26 protein-coding genes are annotated in these 24573 nt (G+C 74.1%); 14 read left to right on the top strand and 12 right to left on the bottom strand.

Annotation, left to right across the window (positions count from 1 at the left end; all coding sequences use genetic code 11):
- The first annotated feature begins 80 nt into the window (after positions 1-80).
- From NFS20_RS03380 to NFS20_RS03370, 3 genes are all read left to right on the top strand, one after another.
- Entirely contained in the window at positions 81-830 is a 750-nt protein-coding gene (locus NFS20_RS03380; RefSeq protein WP_251150312.1) for a ComF family protein, read from the top strand.
- Between the two features lie 283 nt (positions 831-1113).
- The gene (hpf, locus tag NFS20_RS03375; protein ID WP_251150311.1) at positions 1114-1773 is read left to right on the top strand and encodes a ribosome hibernation-promoting factor, HPF/YfiA family; all 660 of its coding nucleotides are present in this window, start codon (positions 1114-1116) and stop codon (positions 1771-1773) included.
- A gap of 287 nt (positions 1774-2060) precedes the next feature.
- A complete protein-coding gene (locus NFS20_RS03370; protein WP_251150593.1) occupies positions 2061-3314 on the top strand; it encodes a winged helix-turn-helix domain-containing protein in 1254 nt (417 codons plus the stop codon).
- On the opposite strand, the gene NFS20_RS03365 is transcribed toward NFS20_RS03370, so the two are convergent.
- Entirely contained in the window at positions 3304-3816 is a 513-nt protein-coding gene (locus NFS20_RS03365) for an ATP-binding protein (protein WP_251150310.1), read from the bottom strand. The two genes, NFS20_RS03370 and NFS20_RS03365, sit on opposite strands and share 11 nt — an antisense overlap.
- A 207-nt stretch (positions 3817-4023) precedes the next feature.
- Between NFS20_RS03365 and secA the strand changes: the two genes are divergently transcribed.
- A complete protein-coding gene (gene secA, locus NFS20_RS03360) occupies positions 4024-7116 on the top strand; it encodes a preprotein translocase subunit SecA (protein ID WP_251150309.1) in 3093 nt (1030 codons plus the stop codon).
- 115 nt (positions 7117-7231) lie between these two features.
- On the opposite strand, the gene NFS20_RS03355 is transcribed toward secA, so the two are convergent.
- Both NFS20_RS03355 and NFS20_RS03350 read right to left on the bottom strand, forming a co-directional pair.
- Positions 7232-7762, bottom strand: a complete 531-nt coding sequence (locus NFS20_RS03355) for an Rv3235 family protein (protein ID WP_251150308.1) — start codon at positions 7760-7762, stop codon at positions 7232-7234.
- Positions 7763-7794: 32 nt separating this feature from the next.
- Complete coding sequence (locus NFS20_RS03350; RefSeq protein WP_251150307.1) at positions 7795-8841, bottom strand: LysM peptidoglycan-binding domain-containing protein; 1047 nt, start codon at positions 8839-8841, stop codon at positions 7795-7797.
- 229 nt (positions 8842-9070) lie between these two features.
- Here NFS20_RS03350 and NFS20_RS03345 point away from each other — a divergent pair, with 229 nt between their 5' ends.
- A complete protein-coding gene (locus tag NFS20_RS03345; protein WP_251150306.1) occupies positions 9071-9610 on the top strand; it encodes a hypothetical protein in 540 nt (179 codons plus the stop codon).
- Between the two features lie 87 nt (positions 9611-9697).
- Here NFS20_RS03345 and NFS20_RS03340 read toward each other — a convergent pair whose 3' ends face one another.
- A complete protein-coding gene (locus NFS20_RS03340; protein ID WP_251150305.1) occupies positions 9698-9913 on the bottom strand; it encodes a helix-turn-helix domain-containing protein in 216 nt (71 codons plus the stop codon).
- A 142-nt stretch (positions 9914-10055) separates the two neighbouring features.
- Here NFS20_RS03340 and NFS20_RS03335 point away from each other — a divergent pair, with 142 nt between their 5' ends.
- The 3 genes from NFS20_RS03335 to NFS20_RS03325 are packed head-to-tail and all read left to right on the top strand — an operon-like array spanning position 10056 to position 12656.
- The gene (locus tag NFS20_RS03335) at positions 10056-10757 is read left to right on the top strand and encodes a CpaB family protein (RefSeq protein ID WP_251150304.1); all 702 of its coding nucleotides are present in this window, start codon (positions 10056-10058) and stop codon (positions 10755-10757) included.
- A complete protein-coding gene (locus tag NFS20_RS03330; protein WP_251150303.1) occupies positions 10754-12118 on the top strand; it encodes a CpaE/TadZ family protein in 1365 nt (454 codons plus the stop codon). Before NFS20_RS03335 ends, NFS20_RS03330 begins: the two co-directional genes overlap by 4 nt.
- A 4-nt stretch (positions 12119-12122) precedes the next feature.
- Positions 12123-12656, top strand: coding sequence for a DUF6912 family protein (locus NFS20_RS03325; protein WP_251150302.1), 534 nt, complete (start codon positions 12123-12125; stop codon positions 12654-12656).
- Positions 12657-12693: 37 nt separating this feature from the next.
- Here NFS20_RS03325 and hisN read toward each other — a convergent pair whose 3' ends face one another.
- The 5 genes from hisN to NFS20_RS03300 all read right to left on the bottom strand — a co-directional run bounded on the left by hisN (position 12694) and on the right by NFS20_RS03300 (position 17614).
- On the bottom strand, positions 12694-13488 hold the full coding sequence (hisN, locus tag NFS20_RS03320) for a histidinol-phosphatase (RefSeq protein ID WP_251150301.1): 795 nt from the start codon (positions 13486-13488) through the stop codon (positions 12694-12696).
- 37 nt (positions 13489-13525) lie between these two features.
- Positions 13526-14575 (bottom strand): ribosome small subunit-dependent GTPase A, encoded by a 1050-nt coding sequence (gene rsgA / locus NFS20_RS03315; RefSeq protein ID WP_251150300.1) that lies wholly within the window; start codon positions 14573-14575, stop codon positions 13526-13528.
- Positions 14575-15957, bottom strand: a complete 1383-nt coding sequence (aroA, locus tag NFS20_RS03310; RefSeq protein WP_251150299.1) for a 3-phosphoshikimate 1-carboxyvinyltransferase — start codon at positions 15955-15957, stop codon at positions 14575-14577. Before aroA ends, rsgA begins: the two co-directional genes overlap by 1 nt.
- A 190-nt stretch (positions 15958-16147) precedes the next feature.
- Complete coding sequence (locus tag NFS20_RS03305) at positions 16148-16828, bottom strand: DoxX family membrane protein (RefSeq protein WP_251150298.1); 681 nt, start codon at positions 16826-16828, stop codon at positions 16148-16150.
- A 240-nt stretch (positions 16829-17068) separates the two neighbouring features.
- Positions 17069-17614, bottom strand: coding sequence for a ferritin (locus NFS20_RS03300; protein WP_251150297.1), 546 nt, complete (start codon positions 17612-17614; stop codon positions 17069-17071).
- Between the two features lie 240 nt (positions 17615-17854).
- Here NFS20_RS03300 and NFS20_RS03295 point away from each other — a divergent pair, with 240 nt between their 5' ends.
- Positions 17855-18583 (top strand): sigma-70 family RNA polymerase sigma factor, encoded by a 729-nt coding sequence (locus NFS20_RS03295; RefSeq protein WP_251150296.1) that lies wholly within the window; start codon positions 17855-17857, stop codon positions 18581-18583.
- Positions 18580-18915: a mycothiol system anti-sigma-R factor gene (gene rsrA / locus NFS20_RS03290; RefSeq protein WP_251150295.1), complete on the top strand. Its 336-nt coding sequence runs from the start codon at positions 18580-18582 to the stop codon at positions 18913-18915. Before NFS20_RS03295 ends, rsrA begins: the two co-directional genes overlap by 4 nt.
- Positions 18916-19002: 87 nt before the next feature.
- Here the strand turns inward: rsrA and NFS20_RS22350 are convergent, their stop codons facing one another.
- Positions 19003-19077 (bottom strand): 50S ribosomal protein bL37, encoded by a 75-nt coding sequence (locus NFS20_RS22350; protein WP_375791718.1) that lies wholly within the window; start codon positions 19075-19077, stop codon positions 19003-19005.
- 247 nt (positions 19078-19324) lie between these two features.
- Here NFS20_RS22350 and NFS20_RS03285 point away from each other — a divergent pair, with 247 nt between their 5' ends.
- The 3 genes from NFS20_RS03285 (at position 19325) to NFS20_RS03275 (ending at position 21776) form a co-directional block, all read left to right on the top strand.
- A complete protein-coding gene (locus tag NFS20_RS03285; RefSeq protein ID WP_251150294.1) occupies positions 19325-20248 on the top strand; it encodes a DUF4097 family beta strand repeat-containing protein in 924 nt (307 codons plus the stop codon).
- Positions 20248-20847 (top strand): PadR family transcriptional regulator, encoded by a 600-nt coding sequence (locus NFS20_RS03280; RefSeq protein ID WP_251150293.1) that lies wholly within the window; start codon positions 20248-20250, stop codon positions 20845-20847. Before NFS20_RS03285 ends, NFS20_RS03280 begins: the two co-directional genes overlap by 1 nt.
- Before the next feature lie 113 nt (positions 20848-20960).
- On the top strand, positions 20961-21776 hold the full coding sequence (locus tag NFS20_RS03275; protein ID WP_251150292.1) for a DUF4097 family beta strand repeat-containing protein: 816 nt from the start codon (positions 20961-20963) through the stop codon (positions 21774-21776).
- A 34-nt stretch (positions 21777-21810) separates the two neighbouring features.
- Here the strand turns inward: NFS20_RS03275 and NFS20_RS03270 are convergent, their stop codons facing one another.
- Together NFS20_RS03270 and NFS20_RS03265 are read right to left on the bottom strand one after the other, a co-directional pair.
- Complete coding sequence (locus NFS20_RS03270) at positions 21811-22434, bottom strand: GDSL-type esterase/lipase family protein (RefSeq protein WP_353050408.1); 624 nt, start codon at positions 22432-22434, stop codon at positions 21811-21813.
- Between the two features lie 95 nt (positions 22435-22529).
- Entirely contained in the window at positions 22530-23444 is a 915-nt protein-coding gene (locus NFS20_RS03265; protein WP_251150290.1) for an aldose 1-epimerase family protein, read from the bottom strand.
- A gap of 108 nt (positions 23445-23552) precedes the next feature.
- Here NFS20_RS03265 and NFS20_RS03260 point away from each other — a divergent pair, with 108 nt between their 5' ends.
- Positions 23553-24548 (top strand): aldo/keto reductase, encoded by a 996-nt coding sequence (locus tag NFS20_RS03260; RefSeq protein ID WP_251150289.1) that lies wholly within the window; start codon positions 23553-23555, stop codon positions 24546-24548.
- The last annotated feature ends 25 nt before the right edge of the window (positions 24549-24573 follow it).

Here is a 24573-nt window from a genome sequence, read left to right as displayed (position 1 = left end):
CAGGCCCGGCAGATCTCGGCTCGTCCACAGGGCGTCGGGATGAGGGCGCGCGGACGGGCCTGAGCAGCGACGATGCGGCGATGAGCAGCCGCCCCGACCGAGAGCGGACCGCCCCCGCCGTCCTGGTGCGCGGGGTGCGCGACGTCGCACGCCTCGCGCTCCCCGTGGTGTGCCCCGGGTGCCGCACGCCGGACGTCCGCTGGTGCGCGGACTGCCTCGCCGTGCTGGACGCCCCGCCGTGGCGGTGCGAGGCCACCGCGCCACGCCTCGACCGGCTCGACGACGTCGACCCGCTCCCGGTCTGGGCGCTCGCCGGCTACGCGGGCGGGCTGCGCGACGTCGTCGTGGCGTGGAAGGACCGCGGTCGTGCAGACCTCGACGCGCCGCTCCGCGCGGCGGCCCGGCGCGCGGGCGAGCGCCTGCGCCCGGTCCTCGCCTCCGGACCGGTCCTCGTCGCGGCCGCACCCACGAGCAGGGCCGCACGCCGGACGCGCGGTCGTGACCCGGTGGCGGGCCTCGCGGCCGCGTTCGCCGCAGGGCTGGGAGCGCCGGCGCGCACCGTGCACGTCCTCGGCCAGCGGGGGCTGGCACGAGACCAGGTAGGGCTCGGGTCGCGCGCCCGCGGCGACCGGCTCCGCGCCGTGGAGCTCGCGCGTGGGCCACGGGTGCGCCGCGCCCTGGGAGCCGCGCCGTCGGTCCTCCTGGTCGACGACGTGCTCACCACCGGCGCGACGCTCGCCGCGTGCGAGACGGCGCTCGCCCGTGCCGGGATCCCCGTCCTCGGGGCGTTCGTGCTCGCCGCCACGCCGTCACCACGAAGCGATCCGTGACCCTCTCCGCGCGCTCGCGCGGGTCTCGCGGGCGACGGTCGAAGGTCCCGGTGTTCACCTCCCGTTGAGACTGCCGACACCCCGGACCGCGGGTTAGGCTGAGGGCCAGTCGTCGCGAGGACCGGGCGCACAGGACACCTGTGCCGAGTCCCCGCGCGAGCCCGCCGAGCGGGGCGCCCCGGCGTCGCAAGGAGGTGGTAGACCACCGGCACCGATCTTGGTGCCCTACCAGATCCGGACCGACGCTCGAGGAACGGGCGTCACTACCCTCGTGGAGGCTCACATGGAGATCGTCGTCGTCGGCAGGCACACCGAGGTGGCCGACCGGTTCCGCCAGCACGCGGAGGACAAGCTCGCCAAGGTCCAGCAGCTCGCGCCCACGGCGCAGCGCGTGGACGTCGAGGTCACCCACGAGAACAACCCGAGGCTCTCCGGGGTCCGTGAACGCGTCGAGCTCACGGTCCGCGCGAAGGGGCCCGTCGTGCGTGCCGAGGCAGCGGCCGACGACCGGTTCGGCGCCCTCGACCTCGCGATGGAGAAGCTCGCCGAGCGCCTGCGCCGCGTGCGCGACCGTCGCAAGGACCACCGGAACCACACCGTCGTGCCGCCCGTCGACGTCCGTCCCTACGACCCGGTGACGCACTCCGCCCCGCCGGCACCGGCGCCCACGGCGCCCTCCGAGCCCGGTGAGGCGGTCGAGAAGCCTCTCGGCGACGGCGACTCGCCCGTCGTGATCCGGCAGAAGCTGCACAGCGCCGAGCCCATGACCGTCGACGACGCGCTGTACGAGATGGAGATGGTCGGCCACGACTTCTTCCTCTTCGTCGACGTCGAGACCGCGCGCCCGTCGGTCGCGTACCGCCGACGCGGGTGGACCTACGGCGTCGTCGCGCTCGACACGTCGTGCGACTGCGCCGAGGCGAAGGTCGAGAAGTCCGCCTGACCCTCGTGGACCCCTCGCGGTCCTGAGTCGCCTCCGGACGAGGTGAGGGTTGGGCGCGCGCGACCTACCATCCGCCCGCTCGTTCCTCGCGGGCTCCCGCCAGACCCGCCACGGTCGCGCGCGCCCACCCTCACCTCGTCCGCTCCTGCCCGGTCCGCCTCGCGTCGTGCGAGGCGGACCGTCGTGCGTCGGGGGCCCGGCGGTCTCGCGAGCGTGCACGACGCGCAGCGACGCCGCTCCGTGTGGGTGGGGTCGGGCAGGATCGGGGGGTGGTCACCGTCGAGACGATGTCGTTGTCGCAGGCGAGGCGGGTCGCGCTCGCGGCTCAGGGTCTGCACCGACCGCGCCCCTTCGGGGGCGCCGGGGGAGAGGGGCGGGCCGGGGCGCCGACCATGCGGCACGTGCAAGGAGTGATCGACCGGCTCGGGCTGGTGCAGATCGACTCGGTGAACGTGCTCGCCCGGGCGCACCTCATGCCGCTGTACGCGCGCCTCGGGCCGTACGACACGGCGCTGCTGGACCGTGCGGCCGGGCGGGCACCGCGTCGGCTCGTCGAGACGTGGGCGCACGTCGCGTCCTACGTGCCGCCGTCGACGTGGCCGCTGCTCGAGTGGCGACGACGTCGGTACCGCACGGAGGCGTGGGGGGCGATCAGCGCGGTCGAGATGAGCCACTCCGAGACGGTGGAGGACGTCCGCCGGCTCGTGACCGATCGAGGGCCGATCACGGCGAGCGAGGTCCACGCGATCCTCGAGGAGGAGGGGCGCGCCCACCCCCGCGACCGGTCGCAGTGGGGGTGGAACTGGACCGTCGCCAAGCGCGCGCTCGAGTTCCTCTTCTTCACGGGCGAGATCACGTCGGCCCGGCGCAACGGGGCGTTCGAGCGGTGCTACGACCTTTCCGAGCGTGTCCTGCCGCCCGAGGTGGTCGCCGCGGCACCGGTCTCGGACGCCGACGCCGTCCGGCAGCTCCTCGAGATCGGCGCCCGCGCGCACGGCGTGGGCACGCTGCGGTGCTTCAAGGACTACTTCCGGCTCTCTGGACCGGCCGTACGCACGGCGCTCGTGGAGCTCGTCGAGGCCGGGACGCTGCGGCCGGTCGTCGTGCGCGGCTGGGACGAGCCGACGTATCTGCACGCCGACGCCGCGCTGCCGCGACGCGCGACGGCGACGACGCTGCTCAACCCGTTCGACCCCCTGGTGTTCGAGCGCACCCGGCTCGAGCGGCTGTTCGACGTGCACTACCGGATCGAGATCTACGTCCCGGCGGCGAAGCGCGTGCACGGGTACTACGTCCTGCCGTTCCTCGAGGGAGAAGCCCTCACGGCGCGCGTCGACCTCAAGGCCGATCGTCGCGCCGGCGTGCTGCGCGTGCTGTCCGCGCACCGCGAGCAGGCGGCGGGCGCCGAGACCGCAGCCCGGCTCGCGGCCGAGCTCGCCGTGCTCGGCGCCTGGCTCGGCGTGCCGGAGGTCGACGTCACCCCCGTCGGGGACCTGGCGCCGGCACTCGCGGCGGAGGTCGCGACGCAGCTCACCGCCTGAAGGGCGACAGAGCTCCCGGCCTGAGGGCGAGCTGCACCAGCCGGTCGACGACGGCGTCGGGCGGCGTCACGCTCGTGTCGATCTCGTGCGTGCACGCTGCACGCAGCAGGGGGACGACGACGCGCGTGTCGGCGACGATGCGCGCGCGCTCGGCCTCGGTCCTGCCGAACGGGTTGGTGACCCGCCGCGCGACCCGGTCGAGCATGACGTCGAGAGGCGCCGAGAGCAGGACCACGGCGTCGAACCGGTCGTGGAACCTGCCCTGGTTCGGCACCGTTCCGGCGACGACGAGCGGACGCCCCGCGCGGTCGTCGAGCAGGGCGGTCATCCGGTCCTCCCGCCACACGCGGTCGACGGTGCCGCGCGGTGCGCCAGGTACCGGCGCGACGACGCACCAGTCGCCGTCGTCGGTCTCGACGACCTCGACGTCCCGGTCCGCGAGACCGCCGAGCGCCGTCGACTTCCCGACGCCCGACATCCCCGTCACGAGCACGTGCGCCACGGGCCCGAGCCTACGGGCGTCGGACGGTGCGGGCGTGCGGGCGGTGCGGTTCGTCGTCGGCGGAACGCGGACGGGGCCGGGAGGCCCCAGGCTCCCCTACGATGTTGTGTGACGTTGCCGACGCCCGACCCGCACGCACCCGTGCGGCGAGGAGCGCGGCCCTCCCGGACCACCCGGCCCGGGACGCGATCGATACGGGAGTTCTGCGTGCCTTCGATCCTCGACAAGGTCCTTCGCATCGGCGAGGGCCGGATCCTCAAGAAGCTGTCCGGCATCGCCGACCAGATCAACAAGCTGGAGCCCAGCTTCGAGGATCTCACCGACGAGGAGCTGCGGGAGGAGACGGACCGCTTCAGGGCGCGCCTCGCCGACGGCGCCACCCTGGACGAGATCCTGCCGGAGGCGTTCGCCACCGTCCGGGAGGCGGCGCGCCGCACGCTCGGGCAGCGGCACTTCGACGTCCAGCTCATGGGCGGGGCCGCGCTGCACCTCGGCAACATCGCCGAGATGAAGACCGGTGAGGGCAAGACGCTCGTCGCGACGACGGCCGCGTACCTCAACGCGCTCGAGGGCAAGGGCGTGCACGTCGTCACGGTCAACGACTACCTGGCGAAGTACCAGAGCGAGCTCATGGGCCGCGTCTACCGCTTCCTCGGGCTCACCACGGGCGTGATCCTCTCCGGTCAGACGCCCGCGCAGCGCCGCCAGGAGTACGCCGCCGACATCACGTACGGCACGAACAACGAGTTCGGCTTCGACTACCTGCGCGACAACATGGCGTGGTCGACCGACGACCTCGTCCAGCGCGGCCACAACTTCGCGATCGTCGACGAGGTCGACTCGATCCTCATCGACGAGGCGCGCACGCCGCTCATCATCTCGGGACCTGCCTCGGGCGACGCGAACCGCTGGTACGGCGAGTTCTCCAAGGTCGTGCGCCGCCTGAACGGCGGCACGGACTACGAGGTCGACGAGAAGAAGCGGACCGTCGGCGTGCTCGAGCCGGGCATCGAGAAGATCGAGGACTACCTCGGCATCGACAACCTCTACGAGTCGCTCAACACGCCGCTCATCGGGTTCCTCAACAACGCCATCAAGGCGAAGGAGCTCTTCAAGCGCGACAAGGACTACGTCGTGCTCAACGGCGAGGTGATGATCGTCGACGAGCACACGGGCCGCATCCTCCCGGGCCGCCGCTACAACGAGGGAATGCACCAGGCCATCGAGGCCAAGGAGGGCGTGCAGATCAAGGCCGAGAACCAGACGCTCGCCACGATCACGCTGCAGAACTACTTCCGCCTGTACTCCAAGCTCGCGGGCATGACGGGTACCGCCGACACCGAGGCCGCCGAGTTCCAGGGCACGTACAAGCTCGGCGTGGTCCCGATCCCGACGAACCGGCCGATGCAGCGCCTCGACCAGGCCGACCTCGTCTACAAGAACGAGGACGGCAAGTTCGACGCCGTCGTCGCGGACATCGTCGAGCGCCACGCGCACGGTCAGCCCGTCCTCGTCGGCACGACGAGCGTCGAGAAGTCCGAGCTGCTGTCCTCGAAGCTCAAGAAGCAGGGCGTCCCGCACGAGGTGCTCAACGCGAAGCAGCACGCGCGCGAGGCCGCGATCGTCGCGCAGGCCGGCCGCAAGGGCGCCGTCACCGTCGCGACGAACATGGCCGGTCGAGGCACCGACATCATGCTCGGCGGCAACGCCGAGTTCATGGCGGTCGCCGACCTCGCGGCCCGCGGGCTCGACGCCGCGGAGAACGCCGAGGAGTACGAGGCGGCGTGGCCCGACGCCCTCGAGAAGGCGAAGGCCGCCGTCGCGGCCGAGCACGACGAGGTCAAGGAGCTCGGCGGTCTCTACGTGCTCGGCACGGAGCGCCACGAGTCGCGCCGTATCGACAACCAGCTGCGTGGTCGTTCCGGCCGTCAGGGCGACCCGGGGGAGTCCCGGTTCTACCTGTCGATGCAGGACGACCTCATGCGCCTGTTCAACTCGGGTCTCGCCGAGTCGATGATGAACCGCGCCGGGTTCCCGGACGACGTGCCGCTCGAGTCGAAGATGGTCACGCGCGGCATCGCGAGCGCGCAGGGCCAGGTGGAGTCGCGCAACTTCGAGATCCGCAAGAACGTCCTCAAGTACGACGACGTGCTGTCCCGTCAGCGCACCGTCATCTACGACGAGCGCCGCCGCGTGCTCGAGGGCGAGGACCTGCACGAGCAGGTGCAGCACTTCCTCACCGACGTGATCACCGCCTACGTCGAGGCGGCGACGGCCGAGGGCAACCCCGAGAACTGGGACCTCGACGCGCTGTGGACCGCGGTCAAGGCCGTGTACCCGATCTCGATCGAGGTCGACGAGGTCGTCGAGCAGGCCGGGGGAGCGACCCGCCTGACGCAGGAGCTCCTGCTCGAGGAGATCCTGTCCGACGCCCGCATCGCCTACGAGAACCGCGAGGAGCAGCTCGGTTCCGCGAACATGCGTCAGCTCGAGCGCCGCGTGACGCTGTCCGTGCTGGACCGCAAGTGGCGCGAGCACCTCTACGAGATGGACTACCTCAAGGAGGGCATCGGCCTGCGCGCGATGGCCCAGCGCGACCCGCTCGTCGAGTACCAGCGCGAGGGCTACCAGCTCTTCCAGGCGATGACCGAGGCGATCAAGGAGGAGACCGTCGGGTTCCTCTTCAACCTCGAGGTCAAGGTCGCCGAGCCCGGCGCGGCACAGGGCCAGCCCGCGGTGATCGACGCCGCCCAGGCGGCCCAGGCGGCGCAGTCCGCCGCGGGGCAGGCGCTCGGTGGGGCGGCTGGCGCCGCGTCCGCGGGTGCGACCGCCGGTCTCGCCGCCGCGGCGCAGTCCGCTGCGGCGCGGACGGCCGCGTCGCCGGTGCAGGACGCGCCGGTCGACGAGGTGGAGGACGCCCCGGTCGAGGACGAGCCCGCCGAGGCGCCGTCGGTCGAGAAGTCGTCGGTCGACGAGCCCCCGGTGCAGGCGGCGGCCGCCGAGGGCGCGCCCGTCGTGGCCCCGGCTGCGTCGGGCGACCGTGCCGGCACGCTCATCGCGAAGGGCCTCGACGGTCCCGACCGTCAGGTGCCGCTCTCGTACAGCGCCCCGAGCGAGGACGCCACGGGCGCCGCGGTCGTGACGGGCGACGCCGGTCGCCGCTCGCGCCGCGCGCTGCACGGTGAGGCGACCGCCGTCGAGAGCGACGGGCGGACGTTCCCGGGCACGCCGCGCAACGCCCAGTGCCCGTGCGGCTCCGGCAAGAAGTACAAGGTCTGCCACGGCCAGAACGAGGCGTGACCGGCCCGGGGGGCGTATCGCGCCCCCCGGGTGCGCGAGGAGGGGCGGTCGTCTTCGACCGCCCCTCCTCGTGTCTTCGGCGTCAGCGACCGGCGCCGCGGCAGCGCCGGTCCGGTCACCCGATCTCGAGAGCGACCACGCGCCACGTCCCGCGGCGCTCCTCGAGCCGGGCGGCGGCTGCCCGGACACGGTCGCCGTCGTCGACGACCACCGTCGCCTCGGCGACGTCCGACCCGAGACGCAGGACACGGGCGCGCCGGACCGTCACGGGGCGGGTCGCCGTGTCGGGAGCGAGACCCGCGTCGAGCACGACCCGCGCGCGTCGCGCGAGCGCCTCGTAGATCTCCGGCGTCACCCAGCGCGCGAGCTGCTGGACCGTACGGTCGCCCCGCACCACCTCGACGGCGGCTCTCACCACGGCGCAGCACAGCGGCGTCGGGTCCGGGAGCGGAACGGGCGTCGTCGGGACCAGAGGACGCCCGTGCGCCACGTGGCGCGGGACGCCGGCTCGGGGGTCGCGGACGTCGACGCTCGCAGCAGGCGCCTCACCGACGCTCCGGAGCAGCCGGGCGCTGCTCGCCTCGGTCGGGACGCTGGTGGACCGCGCCGTCACCGCGGACTGGGGGTCGAGCACGCTGGTCGTCATCGTCGGCTCCTTCGGTCGTTCGGGACGGTGGGTCACGCCGACGGTGCGACGAGCACCTGGCCGGGTCGGATGAGGTCGGGGTCGCCGCCGATGACGGCGGCGTTCGCCGCGTGCCACCGCGCCACGGCCGCGGCGACGTCGGCGTCGGTGGCGGCGGTGGGGAGCGACCGGGCGGCGATGTCCCAGAGCGTGTCGCCGCGCAGGACCACGACCTCGGTACCGGTCGCCGACCGCTCGCGGGTGACGGTCAGCGCGGCGTCCCTCTCGGCGGCCGGGAGTGTCGAGCCCGAGCGAACGAGCGTCGTGCCGGCACCCGTCCCACCGGGGCGAAGGGCGGCGTCCGCGTCGGTCGGGGGAACGGGGTGGGCGGCCGCCTGCCGAGGACCGGTCTCGGTGGACGCGTCGGACCGTGGTCCCTCGGTCCCGGATGTCGTTCGGGGCGCCTCGACGGGGAGCGACCAGGAGGCGGGCGCGTCGTCGGTGGTCGGCACACCAGAGGCGTTGCTCGTGCCCGTGGGCACCGGCGCGGGCCCGGTCGTGCCGTCGGGGGCGTCGGTCCCGTCGACGGAGGGGACGGCGTCGCCGGACCGGCGGTCCGCGCGGCGTTCGGTCTCGACCGCGGACGTCACCGGACCTCCTGCCACGGTCCTGGGTGCGACCTCCGGGGCCGACGCACGCCATCCGAGGTCGACGGCGACGACCGGCGCCCGGTCCGCGTCCGGCCCTTCCGTCGCGTGGGCGGTCCCTGCGCCGAGGACCAGCCCGGCTCCGACCGTCATGCTGACGCCGATGCGCGCCGCCCGGCGCACGACAGCAGGGGCGTGGCGCGCGACGATCCGCTCGCCGGCGGCCCAGGTCCGCCCGCCGGCCCGGACGGCCAGGCAGCCGAGCGCCAGCGCGCTGCTGAGGGCGACCCAGGCGGCGACCAGGGCGCCGACGGTGACCGCCGCGAGCTCGAGGTAGGCCTCGAACCGCGTGGTGGGCAGGGTCCCGGCGACGTGCACGCCTCGCGCCGTGAGAGCGACCGCCGCTCCCGACAGGGCGCCGAGCAGAAGAAGAAGCGTCCAGCCCCCGTGCACGCCGCTGCCTCGTGCGGCTGGCTCGTCGGGTGCTGGTCGCGCGTCAGATCGCCGTTCCATGGGTCCCCCTGAGTCTGCCGTTCGCCAACCGCGGCATGTGTTGATGACGTTTGATATCGTTTGATGCTGTTGGCGATATCTAAGTGCAGCTTGTTGTCGGTGTCTAGGGGGTTCTCGTGATGTGGACGGCGCGGACCCGCCCGGGTGCCCCTCCCGCTACCGTGTGCGCGTGCGGTGGGACGCCCTCTTCGACGACCTCGCGGCGCAGCTGGCCGCCGCCGAGCGCGCCGAGCTGGCCGACGCGGTGGCAGACCTGACGCGCGCCGAGCACGCCACCGTCTCGCTCGTCGAGCGGCTTCGAGGCACGGAGGGAGTCGTCACCCTCGAGCTCCGGGACGGGTCCCGGGTCACCGGCGAGGTCCGCGACGTCGCCACGGACTGGGTGCTCATGGAGGAGCAGCAGCGCCAGCACCTCGTCCCGTCGGCGGCCGTCGCGGCCGTCACGGGGCTGGGGAGGTTCGCGCGACCCGCGACCTCGGGACGGGCCGAGCGGCTCGGTCTGGGCCACGTCCTGCGGGCCCTCATGCGGGACCGTCGGCCGGTGCAGGTGCGCGTCCACACTGCCGCGTACCCGGGATGGATCTCCCGCGTGGGCAAGGACCACGTCGACCTGGAGGTCTCGCCGGGGGCGCGGCACGGTACCCGGTCGGTCCCCTACGCTGCGCTGCTGTGCGTCAGCGACTCCTGGCCAGGTGGCGCCGCACGATGATCACGACGCAGGGGGAGCGGTCGGAGAGGTCGGGGACGTTCGGCCGTCGCGGGCGACGGCGCGGCGACGGCATGGTGGCGGCGTGCGTCAGCCCTCGAACTCACCGGCCTCGATCCGCTGGCGGGTCTGCGCGTACATGCGCTGGATGTATCCCTCGAGCTCGCTCGCCTCGACGCGCCACTGGCCACGGCCGCCGACCTGGATGGCGGGCAGCTCGCCCGACCGCACGAGCGCGTACGCCTGGGCCGCGGAGATGTTGAGCTCTTCCGTGACGTCGGCGAGGGTGAGGAAGCGCTGGGCCATGCCGCAAGTCTGGCACGGGGTCGGCGAGGCCCCACCGTTGTCCACATGCCTTCCCGCAGAGCTGCGGCAGCGACGATCATGAACCGCGGCCGCCGGCCGCAGGCAGGTGCAGGACCACGGACACGACCACGGACGGGACTCGATGACGACGACCCTGGAACGCCCCTCGCGCGACTCGACGGCGACGCCCTCGCCCGCCCGCACGGCGACCCGCCTGCGGCGACCGACGTGGCGCGACCCGAGGCTCCTCGTCGGCCTGGTCGTGATCGCCGCCTCCGTCGCGCTCGGGTCCTGGGCGGTCGGCGCCGCCGGGCACACGGACGCCGTGTACGCGGCCGACGGCGTGCTGACGCCCGGTGACCGGGTCACCGCGGAGGACCTGCGCGTCGTGGAGGTCCGGCTCGGCAGCGAGACGGGTGGCTACCTGCTCGCTGCCGACGGCGTCCCCGAGGAGGCCGTGGTGCTCCGGACCGTCGAGTCCGGCGAGCTGGTCCCGGCGAGCGCGCTGGGTGCCACCGCCGATCTCGCGCTGCGCGCCGTCGCGGTGCCTGTCACGTCGGGGCTGTCGGACCGCATCGTGGCCGGGGCCGAGGTCGACCTGTGGCACGTGCCGCCGGCGCCGTCCGCGACGGGCGAGCAGGGCGCGCCGAACCAAGGGGTCGAACCGGCGACCCTGGTCGAGGGCGTGACGGTGGCAGAGATCGACGAGGCCGACGGGACCTTCGTCGCCGGCGGCCCGGTGACGATCCACGTCCTCGTCGCGGCCGAGGACCTCGCCACGGTGCTCGCCGCCGTGGCGGGCGAGGGGTCGATCGCCGTCGTCCCCGTGGGCGGTGCGGGATGAGCGGGGCGACAGCCGTCGCCACGGTGCTCTGCGCGGTCCGAGGACCGTCCGAGGCCGACGTCGTCACCGCGCTCGACGTGCCCGGTCTCCAGGTGACGCGACGCTGCGCCGACGTCGTCGAGCTGCGAGCCGCGGCGGCGGCGGGTGCGGGGCAGGTAGGGGTCGTGTCCGCCGACCTCCCCGCCTTCGACCGGGAGGTGGTCGGCGAGCTCCATGGGCACGGTGTCCGCGTCGTGGGTCTGGCGCCGACGGGGTCGTGGGAGGAGAGCAGGCTGCGGGCGCTCGGGGTCGACGTCGTCGTCGACCTTGCCGCCTCGGCAGACTCGCTCCTGGAAGCCGTCCGTGCCGTCGTCGCGCGCCCGCCGGTCGCCGTGGCTCCCGAGGGCCCGCACGGAACACCGGCACCGGCACCGGTCGGCGTCGAGCCGGCGCGCCGCGTCGGGCGGGTCGTGGCCGTGTGGGGGCCGACCGGTGCGCCCGGTCGCACGACGGTCGCGGTGAACCTCGCCGCCGAGCTCGCGGGACCGCCATCGTCCCCGCGACGCGGGTCGCGGCGCGACCGTCGTCCCGCGGAGGTCGAGCTGCCCGCGGTCGCGCCGACCGGCCCCGAGTCCGGGGTCCTGCTGGTCGACGCGGACACGTACGGCGGGTCGGTGGCCCAGCACCTCGGGATGCTCGACGAGTCGCCGGGGCTCGCGGCCGCCGCCCGCAGCGCGGGGCACGGAGCGCTCGACGCGACCGGTCTCCAGGCGCTCGCGCCGGCCGTCGTCCCGCGGCTCCAGGTCCTCACCGGGCTGGCCCGGGCCGCGCGCTGGCCGGAGCTGCCCGGTCCATCGCTGGACGTCGTGTGGGACGTGGCGCGGTCGGTCGCGGACTGGACCGTCCTCGACTGCGGGTTCGGCATCGAGAGCGACGAGCTCCTGACCTACGACACGCGGGCTCCGCAGCGCAACGCCGCCACCCTCAGCGCGCTGGGCGCCGCGGACGTGGTCGTCGTGGTCGGGGGAGCGGACCCGGTCTCCCTCCAGCGCCTCGTGCGCGCGCTCGACGAGCTCGACGAGACCGGTGCAGCGGCCGGAGCGCTGCGGGTCGTCGTGGTGAACCGGGTGCGTTCGGGAGTCGTCGGGCCGCGGCCGGAGCGCGCCGTGCGCGAGGCGCTGGCACGCTACGCCGGTGTGGACGACCTGCAGGCCGTCCCCGAGGACCGGTCGCTCGACCTCGCGCTGCGCGAGGGCCGGGTCCTGGCCGAGGTCGCGCCGGCGAGCCCGGCCCGTCGCGCCCTCGCGCGGCTCGCCGCGCACGTACGCTCCGAGACGTCCGCGCCCGTGGTCGGCACCGGTCACCTCCAGACGGCACACTGAGGCCATGCGCATCTACCTGCCTGCCACGCTCGACGAGCTCGACGCCGTGACAATCACCGCCGACGCCGCGCTCTGGACGGTGGCGCCGCGCGGCGCGCACGCGGTGACGTCGGCCCTCGTCCGGTCGCTCCCGGACGAGGACGAGGAAGGGCTGGAGTACGCGGCAGCGCTCGAGGCCGCGGACGACTCTCTCGCTCTCGTCGCGTCCCGGCCGGACGCACCGCGGCAGCGGCTCGTCATCACGCTCGAGGTGCCCGACGGCGCGGTGCAGGCCGTCGAGCCCGCGCCGGGCGACGACGAGGAGGACGCCCCGGCCCCGAGCGCGGTCCAGGTCGTGCGGACCGTGCCCGACGTCGCCGTCGTGTGCGTGCACGTCGACGAGCCCGAGGCGGCCCCCGACGTCGAGGCCGTGCTCGCGGCGGCCGACGGCGACGGGCCCGAGGCCGACGCGGCGCTCGACACGGCGCTCGACCGGGTCACCGAGCGCGACCTGCTCTGGTATGACTGGTCGGAGATCCCGGACGTGCCGCGCGCCTGACACGGCGCGCCCGGACGCCTCCGCGCTCGCCGCCGGATCAGCCCAGGCGGCCGAGCACCTCGTCGTGGAGGAGGCCGTTCGTCGCGACGGCGTTGCCGCCCCACGGGCCGTGAGCGCCGTCGAGCGACGTGAACCGACCACCCGCCTCGGTGACGATCGGCACGAGAGCTGCCATGTCGTAGAGCTCGAGCTCGGGCTCGGCCGCGGCGTCCACGGCCCCCTCGGCCACGAGCATGTACGACCAGAAGTCGCCGTAGCCGCGCGTGCGCCACGCGCCCCGCATGAGGTCTAGGAACGGGTCGAGACGTCCGCGCTCCTCCCAGCCGGTGAGCGAGGAGTACGCGAGCGACGCGTCCTCCCACCGCGAGACCGCGGAGACGTGCAGTCGGGACGCCGCAGCGAGCGACTTGCCCGTCCAGGCGCCCGTGCCCTTCGCGGCCCACCAGCGGCGGCCGAGCGCCGGCGCGGAGACGAGCCCGACGACGACCTCGTCGCCGTCCGCGAGAGCGATGAGCGTCGCCCACACCGGCACGCCGCGCACGAAGTTCTTCGTCCCGTCGATCGGGTCGACGATCCAGCGTCGCGACCCGTGCCCGGACTCGCCGTACTCCTCGCCGACGATCGCGTCCCGTCCTCGCGCCCGCCCGAGCCCGGCGCGGATGATCTCCTCCGCCGCGCGGTCGGCGTCGCTCACCGGCGTCGAGTCGGGCTTCGACTCCACGTGCAGGTCGATCGCCTTGAACCGGGACATCGTGTGGCCGTCGACCTGGTCGGCGATCACGTGGGCGAGGCGCAGGTCGTCGTCGTAGCTCCGCGTCGAGGGGGGCGTCATGGCTCACACCGTAGCGGTGCGACCGTCCGCTCCGGGCTCAGGCCGCGCCGGTGCGCGACGCCAGCACGCGGCGGAAGGACTCGAGCCGTGCGGCCCGCGCCGCACGCGTCTCGTCGTCGGGCGACGCCTCGACCCACTCGTCGAGCGCGCAGTCGGGCGCGTCGTCGAGGTGCGTGCACCCGCGCGGGCACGCCTCGGCGACCTCGTCCAGGTCGTCGAACGCGCGCAGCAAGTTCCCGACCTCGACGTGCGCGAGCCCGAACGACCGCACGCCGGGGGTGTCGATCACCCAGCCGCCGCCGGGCAGACGCAGCGCGACCGCGGACGTCGACGTGTGGCGTCCACGGCCCGTGTGGTCGTTCACGACCCCCGTCGCCCGCCGCGCGTCGGGCACGAGCGCGTTGACGAGCGTCGACTTGCCGACGCCCGAGTGGCCGACGAACACTGATGCGCGTCCGGCGAGGGCGGCGCGGACCGCGTCGAGCGGCTCGATCGCCCAGCCGCTCGCGGCGAGCCCGTCGGGGACGCGCCGCGTCTCGACGACCGACACGCCGAGCGGCTCGTAGAGCGCGCGCAGCGGCGCCGGGTCGGCGAGGTCCGCCTTGGTGAGGCACAGCAGGACGTCCATGCCGGCGTCGTACGCCGCGACGACGCACCGGTCGATCATGCGCGTGCGCGGCTCGGGCTCGGCGAGGGCGGTCACGACGACGAGCTGGTCCGCGTTGGCGACGATGACGCGCTCGTACGGGTCGGTGTCGTCGGCGGTGCGCCGCAGGACGGCGCTGCGCTCCTGGATCCGGACGATGCGCGCGAGGCTGCCGTCGTCGCCGCTCACGTCACCGACGAGGTCGACCCGGTCGCCGCACACGACGCGCGTGCGCCCGATGTCCCGGGCCTTCATCGCGACGACCACCCGCTCGTCGGGCCCGTCCGCGTCGACGAGCAGCGTGTACCGCCCGCGGTCCACCCCCGTGACGAACCCCGTCACCGCGTCCGCGTGGTCGGGGCGCTGCTTGGTGCGCGGTCGGCTGCCCCGCTTGCCGGGGCGGGACCGGAAGTCCGACTCGTCGGGGACGCGGCGTGCCATCAGCGGGCCGCCACCCCCTCGACGGGTCCGGTCGGCAGGCTCGGCGAGGACGTGTGCGCGGCGTCGCCGGCCAGCATCCGCTCCCACATGCCCGCGAAGCCCGGCAGCGTCTTCGCCGTGGTCTCGACGTTCTCCACCGCGACCCCCGCGACGCGCAGGCCGAGGAGCGCGGCCGACGTCGCCATCCGGTGGTCGTGGTACGTGCGGAACGTCGCGCCGTGCAGGGGACGCGGCGTGATGACGAGCCCGTCGCGCGTCTCCTCCGCCTGCCCGCCCAGACGGGTGATCTCGGTGGCGAGCGCGGCCAGGCGGTCGGTCTCGTGCCCCCGCAGGTGCGCGATGCCGCGCAGGCGGCTCGGGGAGTCGGCGAGCGCCGCGAGGGCGGCGATCGTCGGTGCCAGCTCGCCCGCCGCGCGGAGGTCGACGTCGACGCCGCGGATCTCGCCGGTCCCCGTCACGGACATGACCCCGCCGTCGAGGCTCGCGGTGCCGCCCATCGACGAGAGGAGCTCGCCCAGCATCGCGCCGGGCTGGGTGGTCGTCGTCGGCCAGCCGGGGACGCGGACGGTACCGCCCGCGACGAGCGCGGCGGCGAGGAACGGCCCGGCGTTCGAGAGGTCCGGCTCGACCTGGACGTCGCGCGCGGTGATCGGGCCCGGCTCGACGCGCCAGATCGCGGGCCGCGAGTCGTCGACCACGACGCCGACCTCGCGCAGGACCTCCACCGTCATGTCGATGTGCGGCATGCTCGGCAGCGTGGTGCCGACGTGGCGCAGCGTGAGGCCCTGGTCGAACCGCGCGGCAGCGAGCAGGAGCCCCGAGACGAACTGGCTCGACGCCGACGCGTCGACGTCGACCGAGCCTCCGCGCACCCTGCCGCGACCGCGGATCGTGAAGGGAAGCGTGGTGGGCGTACCGCTGCCGTCGTCCGTGACGCTCACGTCGAGCGCGCGGAGCGCCGTGAGGACCGGTCCCATGGGCCGCACGCGGGCGCCCTCGTCGCCGTCGAACCGCACGGTCCCGTCGGCGAGCGCGGCGACGGGCGGGAGGAACCGCATGACCGTGCCGGCGAGGCCGCAGTCGATGTCCGCCGGCCCGCGCAGAGCGCCCGGGACGACGTGCAGCTCGCTGGGGGACGAGCCCTCGGTCACGCCCACGCCGAGCGCGCGCAGCCCGGCCGCCATGAGATCGGCGTCGCGGCTGCGCAGCGCGCCGCGCAGGACGCCCGGGCCGTCCGCGAGGGCCGCGAGCACGAGCAGGCGGTTCGTCAACGACTTCGAGCCCGGCACCTCGACGGTCGCGGCGAGCGGGCCGGCGGCCGTCGGCGCGGCCCAGCCGTCCGCGTCGGCGGGGGCAGGGGCGGCGAGGTGCGCGTCGGTCATGGCGTCCAGGCTAGTGGAGGTGCAGGGCCTGACGCCGGACCCTCCCGGGCGCTGGACGCGCGACGCGGGTTCACCCCGGCCGAGCACCGCACCACCGAACCCTGGTCTGCGCGGCACGCCCTGCGCCGAGCCCGGGTCCGTGTGCCACGACAGCCCCGCCGTGGGCGCACGACCCCCGGGTCCGGCAGGCTCAGGCGACCTTGGAGCGCACGGCCGCGCCGGCGTCGTGCACGACCCCCGACGTGAGGCTCGCGGCGTGCTCGGCGGCCTCGCGTGCGGCCTTGGCGGCCCGCCGCGCAGCGCGCCCGGCGTCGGCGGACGCCTGCTTCGCGGAACCCGTGACGCCCTTCGCCGTGCCCTTGACGCTCTTCGCCGTGCCCTTGGCGCTCGTGACGACGGCGTCCTGCTTCGCCTGCTTGGCCCGGGCCAGGTCGTGGCGTGCCTTCTCGAGCCGCCACTGCACTCCCGGCCGTCCCTCGTAGTCGGCCCCGGCGATGAGCGCGGCACCGATCGCCCCGATGTTGGCCACGAACTTGCGGGTGCGCTCCGTGCGGGTGGCCTCACCACCGGTGAACGGCTGGTTGACGACGGCGAGCGGGACGGTGAGCGCAGCGAGCGTGAGCGCCGCCGTGCGGGGCGCCTTGCTGACGGCGAGGCACAGGCCCGCGACGGCGGTGGCGACGCCGTGGACTCGGACGAGGGCGGTGACCTGCGCGTCGCTCAGCGGGGCCTCCACGCCGGCGCCCTTCTCGACGATCTCGATGCCGCTGCGTGCGGCGCGGACGTGCTCGGCCGGCTTGAGGGCGGTCTGGACGCCGTCGTAGACGAACCAGGAGGCCAGCATGGGCCTCGCGAGGTGACGCAGCAGCATCGGTACTCCTTCGGTCGCGTGTCGCTCCAGCCTGCCGCGCCCGCGGTCCGCGCGCCACCGGCGACGGGTGCTGAGGGCCTGAGAACCGCGGAAGACGAGGGAGAGACGGGACGAGGGCGAGACGACGGGCGAGGGGGAGGTGAGGGAGGGCGCGCGCGATCGTGGCGGGCCGGGCGGGTGGTAGATCGCGCGCGCCCTCCCTCACCTCACCTGGTGGTGCGATCAGGACACGAGGTGCCCTCAGAGCGCTCCGCCGGCGGCCTCGGGCGCGTCCGCGGACTCTCCCGAGTCGCCGATCGTCTCGCGCGCGACGTAGTTCTCGAGGTCGAACAGGTTGTCCCCGGCGCGCTGCGCGACGGTGAGCAGGGTGGTCGCCGACGCGACCTCCTCGACCTGCTCCTTGAGGAACCACAGGAGGAACTGCTCGCCGAGCGCGTCGCCCTCCTCGCGCGCGGCCCGGAAGATCGCCTCGATCTGGGCCGTGACCTGCTTCTCCTGGTCGAGGGCGAGCTGGAGCGGCTCGACGACGGACGAGAAGTCGTTGCGCACGTCGCCGGTGCCGGGGATGACGACGGGCAGGTCCCGGTCGAGGTGGTACTGCACGATCATCATCGCGTGGTTGCGCTCCTCGACCGACTGGCGGTAGAAGTGCGCGGCGAGCTGGGGCAGGTCGTGGGAGTCGAACCACACCGCGATGGCGATGTACTGCTGGTGCGCGTCGAGCTCGTGCGCGACCTGCTCGCGCAGGAGGGTGAGGAAGCGTGACGGGATCTCGGTCGTGGTCATGGTCGCCACGCTAGCGATGTCCGGCTCGTGGCACACCAGGTGCCTGCCCGCGGGAATGGGCCGCCGCGCACGGTGGTTGCACACCTCGTGACCATCCTGCTCGACGCCCGGTCGACCGCCGCTCAGGCGGTCGCCCCGGCCTCCCCGGACGAGGCACTCGTGGCGGCCTTCTCGGCCGGTCCTGCCGCGAGGTCCGTCCCAGCGAACAACCTGACGAACAGGGGACTAGGCTCGTTGTCGATGACTGAGCAGATCCCCGGGAGCCCCGAGACGGCGCCGTCCGCGACGCCGACCTCCGCGCTGCCCGAGGGGACGGAGAACGACGTCTCCGCGACCACCGGTACGGACGACGACACCGACACGAACCGTGCGCCGGCCGCGGAGGACGACGCCGCACGGGCCGCGCGGTTCGAGCGCGACGCGCTGCAGTACCTCGACCAGCTGTACTCGGCGGCGCTGCGCATGACGCGCAACCCGTCCGACGCAGAGGACCTCGTGCAGGAGACGTTCGCCAAGGCGTTCGCGGCGTTCCACCAGTACCGCCCGGGGACCAACCTCAAGGCGTGGCTGTACCGGATCCTCACGAACACGTTCATCAACACGTACCGCAAGAAGCAGCGCGAGCCGCAGCAGTCCCAGGCCGAGGACGTCGAGGACTGGCAGATCGCGCGCGCCGCGTCGCACACGTCGCAGGGGCTGCGTTCGGCGGAGGCCGAGGCGCTCGACCGCCTGCCGGACACGGACGTGAAGCGCGCGCTGCAGGAGCTGCCCGAGGACCGCCGCATGGTCGTGTACTACGCGGACGTCGAGGGCTTCCCGTACAAGGAGATCGCGGAGATCATGGGGACACCGATCGGTACGGTCATGTCCCGCCTGCACCGGGGCAGGCGCCAGCTGCGCGAGCTGCTGGCCGACTACGCCGCGCAGCGAGGACTGGTAGGGGCGAAGGCTCCTGGAGGTGAGTCGTGAGCACGTCAGAGAGCCGGACGCCGGGCCTGCGGGCGACCGACGAGACGGTCACGCCGATCCCGCACTCGACCGAGGGGGAGTCGGAGTGCGAGCACGCTCTGCTGCACCTCTACGAGTACCTCGACTCGGAGATGACCTCCGACGACGAGCTGCGGATGCGCGCCCACGTGGCGCACTGCTCGCCGTGCCTCGCCGAGCTGAGCGTGGAGGAGCTCGTGAAGCGGCTCGTGCGTCGCTCGTGCCACGAGCAGGCACCGCCGAGCCTGCGCGCACGGATCCACGCGCAGCTCATCGTCATGACGACGACCACGACGGTGGTCGAGACGCGCTGAGTCCGGCGGGGCCCGCGCAGCCGGCTCCCCGTACGACGAAGGGCCCGGACCGACGACGTCGGTCCGGGCCCTTCGCGCGTGCGTGCCTCAGGCGTTGGGGCGCTTGCCGTGGTTCGCGCCGTTGCCCTTGCGGCTGCGACGCTTGCGTCCGCGCTTGCTCATGATGTTCTCCTGATGGTCTCGGGGAGTGCCGCCGTCCTCGAGGGATCTCGGCGGGAACGGCCGCCCTCTGCGTGTCGGTCCGCCTCCCATGGTCCCACACGTCATCCCTTGCCCTCCGCCTGAACGCGATATATCGTGTCTCGGAGAACGCGATATATCGCAACTTTGCGCGAGGGTGAACCCCCGCGCGGGCAGCACCGCGGACTGCCTCAGGGGCGGGCCCCGGCGGACGAGAGGACGGCGCAGGATGACGCACGAGAGCTGGACCGTCACCGGTCCGCGGACGATCGGGGTCGAGCACGTCGCGCTGCTCGACGCGACGGTCATCGGCGGTCGCATCGACGTGGTCGCCCACGAGGACCCCGCCCAGACCGACGTCGTCGTCGAGGTGCACTCCGTGACCGGGCGCGCGCTCGAGGTCGCGGTGGACGGCACGACCCTGCGGATCGGCTACGGCTCGTACGAGGCCGGCTGGAAGGGCTTCCTCGAGCGTTTTCGCACCTACACCGGCAAGGACGCGGCCGACGTGCACGTGGCCGTCCCGGCGACCACGTACGCCAAGGTCGTCACCGTGCAGGGCGAGGGTCTCGTCGCAGGTCTCCGGAACGGTGTGCGCGTGGGCACGGTCACCGGTTCGGTCATGACCAGCCGCACGGCGGGCGAGCTGCGCGTCGACACGGTCTCGGGCGAGGTCTCCGCGAGCGAGCACGACGGCACGGTCCGCATGGAGTCCGTCTCGGGTGGGCTCACGGCGACGGGGGCGCTGCGTTCGCTGCGGCTCGAGTCCGTCTCGGGCGCGGTGACGGTCGACACCCGCACGACGCCCTCCGAGGTCAGCGTGAGCGCCGTCTCCGCCGACGTGCTCGTCCGGCTCCCCGACCCCGACGCCATGTCCTACGCGATCCGGTGCGTGAGCGGCCGGCTGCTCGTCGACGGGACGGAGCAGCGGAGCGCGGCGGGCTCGTTCAGCCGACCGGCGCAGCACGGACCGGCGGCGTCCGTCCGGGTGTCCGCCGTCTCCGGGAACGTGACCGTGCTGCGCGGCTCCTTCGAGGAGGACGCGGAGCGCTCCTCGACCGACGCACCCGGGCGCGCGACCGGCGACGGCCCGGCCTGGGGAACGCCCGGAGCCCGCGCACGCGCGGCCGCGAGCGGCCCGGTGGACCGCTGATGGCCACGGTCTTCGCCCACGGCGAGCTGCGCCTGTACCTCCTCGCCCTGCTCGACGCCGGGCCCAAGCACGGGTACGAGCTCATCACCGAGCTCACCGAACGCTTCGGTGGCACGTACCGCCCGAGCGCAGGGACCATCTACCCACGCCTGGGACGGCTCGAGGACGAAGGGCTCGTGCGGCGCAGCGTCGAGGGACGCAAGACGACGTACGAGCTCACGCCCGCCGGTCGTGCCGAGATCGAGGCGCGACGCGGCGACGTCGCACAGCTCGAGCACGGCATCGCCGAGACCGTCCGGCAGCGCGCGCAGGCGCTTCGCGCCGAGGTCCAGGGCTCGCTCCAAGGGCTGCGCGCCGAGCTCGCCGCCGCCGCGCAGTCGGCGCGCGCGCGTCCGCGCGAGGGCGAGCCCGACCCTCGCCGGCGCGAGTCGTACGCCTGGCGCATGGAGGCCGAGGCGCTCGTGCAGCGCTTCCGCGAGGACGTGCGCGCCGACCTGCGCCGCGCCGACGCGTCGAGCGTCGTCACCGAGCTCACCGTGGACACGCTGCGCACCGTCCTCGACAGCGCGCGCAAGGCCGTGCGGGCGACCTTGCCGTGACGCACGGTGGATCAGACGCACCCCTGCGGCACCACGACCGCACGCCGACCGAGATCCCGCACCAGGACCAGCACCAGAAGCCGCACCAGACCCCGAACGAGGAGAGAGATCGCATGAGCACCGAGACCTGGGTGGTCGCCACCCCGCAGACCCTCGACGTCGCCGAGGTACGCCGCGTCGTCGTCCAGCTGACCGACGGTTCCGTCGACGTCGTCGCGGACCCGAACCGCGCCGACGGGGCGCACGTCGAGATCGGCGACGTCACCGAGCGTCCCCTGCAGGTCAGCGCGCACGACGGCGAGCTGCGCATCGGGTACGACTTCGCCGGCATCGAGGGCGTCGTCGACCGCGCGAAGGGACTGCGCGACAAGGACCGCGCCGTCGTGCGCGTCACCGTCCCTGCCGACGTGCCCGTCAAGGTGACGACGGCGCGTGCCGCCACCACCGTCACCGGCACCACGGCCGACCTGTCCGTGACGACCGCGACCGGTCCCGTGCGCGTCCAGGGCACGACGGGCCCCGTCTCCGTGAAGACCGCCTCGGCGCCCGTGGACGTCGTCGAGCACGTCGGCGACGTGCGCGTGAGCACGGCGTCGGGCGCCGTGAACGTCGCGGGCTCGCTCGGCCGCGTGTCGGTCACGACCGTGACGAGCGGCGTCGAGGTGGTCGCGCGCGAGAGCACGCCGCTCGTCGACGCGCGCACCGTCTCCGGCGACGTCGCCGTGCGCCTGGGTGCCGGGGCGCCGGTCAACCTCAAGGCGCGCAGCGTCACCGGAAAGGCCGTGCTCGACGGCGTGCGCCTCGAGAGCTCCGCGCAGCGCACGACGTCGGTCGACCACGTCGACCGCCCCGTCGAGACCCCCACCGCGGGCGGCGCCTACGTGTCCGCGAGCACGGTGTCCGGCGACCTCACGGTCTCGCGCGGCTGAGGCGCAGCCTGCCCGGCCTGCCCGACGGCGCTGCTCAGGGCGCGTCGTCGGGCAGGCCGAGCCAGGCGTGCCAGCCCGTGTGCAGCACGAGCCACGCCATGAGGCCGTAACCGGCCTGGCCAGGGAACCCGTTGCCGCTCTGGGCGAGGTCCGCGAGCCACTGCTCGTGCGTCACGAGCGGGCTGAACGTGTCGACGTAGGGCACGCGACGACGGTTCGCGACGTCCGCGAACGCGTTGGAGAGCTCGGCGAGCCGGTCCGCGTCCTGCGGGTGGCCGGGCGGCGGCCCGACGACGAACGTCGGCAGGCGGCGCGACTCCGCGACGTCCAGGACGTTCGCGAGGTTGAGCCGGGACCGCGCGACGGAGAGGCCCGAGTCGAGGTCGTGCCGACCGAGTCCGATGACCAGCCGGTTGTCGACGTCGGGCTCGGGGGAGAACCGCCGCGCGGTCTCCGCCTCCCAGCGCTGGCTGAGGGCCGTCGTCGTCTCCCCGGGGATCGCGAGCGGGAAGACGTAGACGGGCTGGCCGAAGCGCGTGCGCGCGACGACGCGCCCCGACCACCCCAGGGCCTTGGCGTCCCCGACGCCGGCGCTCAGCTCGTCGCCGACGACGCAGATCCGGACTTCTCGACGTGCTGCGTCCTCCACAGGGGTCATTCTCCCCGACGTCGGGAGCCGCGGTCGATCCCGGGCCGTCCGCCCGGCGTGTCGGCGCCCGGCGCGACCGTCGCGCACGGGCCACCGGCCCGCGCTCAGAGGAGGGTCGCGCCCCACGTCACCTCGTGCGAGTCGCCCGGCGCGAGGCGCACGAGCCGCTCCCCGGTGCGGAAGGCGTCGGCGATGCAGCTCATCGGCTCCGCCGCGACGCCCGAGCGGCGGAACGCGGCGTCGCCCACGTGGTCGCCGGTGCAGATCTGCCACGTGTCCATCGACGCGTCCATCCACACGGCCGCCGTGCGCCCGTCCGGGGCGCCGAGCCGGATCCACGACAGACCGTCCGTGTCGCGCGTCACGTCGACGTACGCGTCGTCGAGGTCGACACCCCGCAGGGAGCGCGTCTCCTGCAGGTCGAAGGAGCCGGACGCCGGCTCCGTCCCGGTGGGCAGCAGGCGGTCGTCGGTCGTGACGCGCGAGACGGCGTCGAGACGGATCGTGCAGTCGTCGAGGTCCGCGCCGTCCGGGGAGAGCCACGGGTGGAAGCCGATCCCGTACGGCGCCGTGCCGCGGCCGGCGTTGGTCGTGCGGACGTGCACGCGCAGCCCGGCGTCGCTCAGCGAGTACTCGACGCGCGACACGAGCGCGAACGGGTAGCCGGGCGTGGGGACGAGGCGCAGCTCGAGCGTCACCGCGGAGCCGGAGTGCTCGACGACGGTCCACCGCTGCCAGCACGCGAGCCCGTGGAGCGCCGTGCTGCGCGCGAACTCGGTGACGGGTACCTGGTACCTCGTGCCGTCGATCTCGTACTGGCCGTCGCGCAGGCGGTTGGGCCACGGCAGCAGCACCGCGGCGTTGAACGCGGGGGCAACCTCGTCCTCGGCGAACGGGACGAAGACCGGCCGGCCGGCGACTGCGTACTCGCGCACCGCCGCTCCGACCTCGGTGATCGTGGCGACGTGGTCGCCGTGGGCGATGCGCAGCTGTGCGCCGGAAGGTGCGTCGGTGTTCACGCTCACATACGGTACTCGGCGTGCGCGGGTGCACGATGGGCCCGCGCCCGTCAGACTCGGTGCCCGGGCACGTGCGCCTGCGCGCCCGACGCAGCACGAGGAGGAACGATGGAACGACGTGTGCTCGGACGCACGGGACGGCTCGTCTCGGTGGTGGGACTCGGGACGTGGCAGCTCGGCGCCGACTGGGGCGACGTCGAGGAGGGCGACGCCCGCGCGGTGCTCGACGCCTCCGCAGAGGCCGGCGTGACCTTCTTCGACACCGCGGACGTGTACGGCGACGGCCGCAGCGAGCAGATCATCGGCTCGTACCTCGCCGACAACCCCGGCCACGGGATCACCGTCGCCACGAAGATGGGCCGCCGGGACGCGCAGGACCCGGACAACTTCACGCTCGCGAAGTTCCGCGAGTGGACCGACCGCTCGCGCGCGAACCTGCGGACCGAGCGGCTCGACCTCGTCCAGCTGCACTGCCCGCCCACGGCCGTCTACTCGCGCGACGAGGTCTACGACGCGCTCGACACCCTTGTCGCCGACGGCGCGGTCGCGTCCTACGGCGTGAGCGTCGAGACGGTCGACGAGGCGCTCACCGCCATCGCGCGGCCCGGTGTCGCGAGCGTGCAGATCATCCTCAACGCGTTCCGCCTCAAGCCCCTGGACGAGGTGCTGCCGGCGGCGTCCGCGGCCGGCGTGGGCATCATCGCGCGCGTCCCGCTCGCGTCCGGCCTGCTGTCCGGCAAGTACACGCGCGACACGACGTTCGCGGACGACGACCACCGGACCTACAACCGTGACGGCAGCGCGTTCGACGTCGGCGAGACGTTCGCCGGGGTGGACTTCGAGACCGGCGTCGAGGCGGCGCACCAGTTCTCCGACCTCGTGCGCGACACGGTCGCGCAGGACCTCACCCCCGCCCAGGCGGCCATCGCGTGGATCTGGCAGCAGCCCGGCGTCACGACGGTCATCCCGGGCGCGCGCAACGTCGAGCAGGCGCGGTCCAACGCCGTCGCGGGATCGGCCGAGGTGCTCGGCCCGCTCTTCGCGTCCGGCATCCGCGAGATCTACGACGAGCACATCCGGGCGGCGGTCCACGACCGCTGGTGAGGGTCAGGCCCGGCCGGACGGAGCC

This window comes from Cellulosimicrobium sp. Marseille-Q4280 (assembly GCF_943181405.1).
In the GTDB taxonomy this organism is placed as follows: Bacteria; Actinomycetota; Actinomycetes; order Actinomycetales; family Cellulomonadaceae; genus Cellulosimicrobium.
The sequence above is the reverse complement of the archived record's forward strand: the minus strand, read 5'-3'. Positions and strand labels throughout refer to the sequence as shown.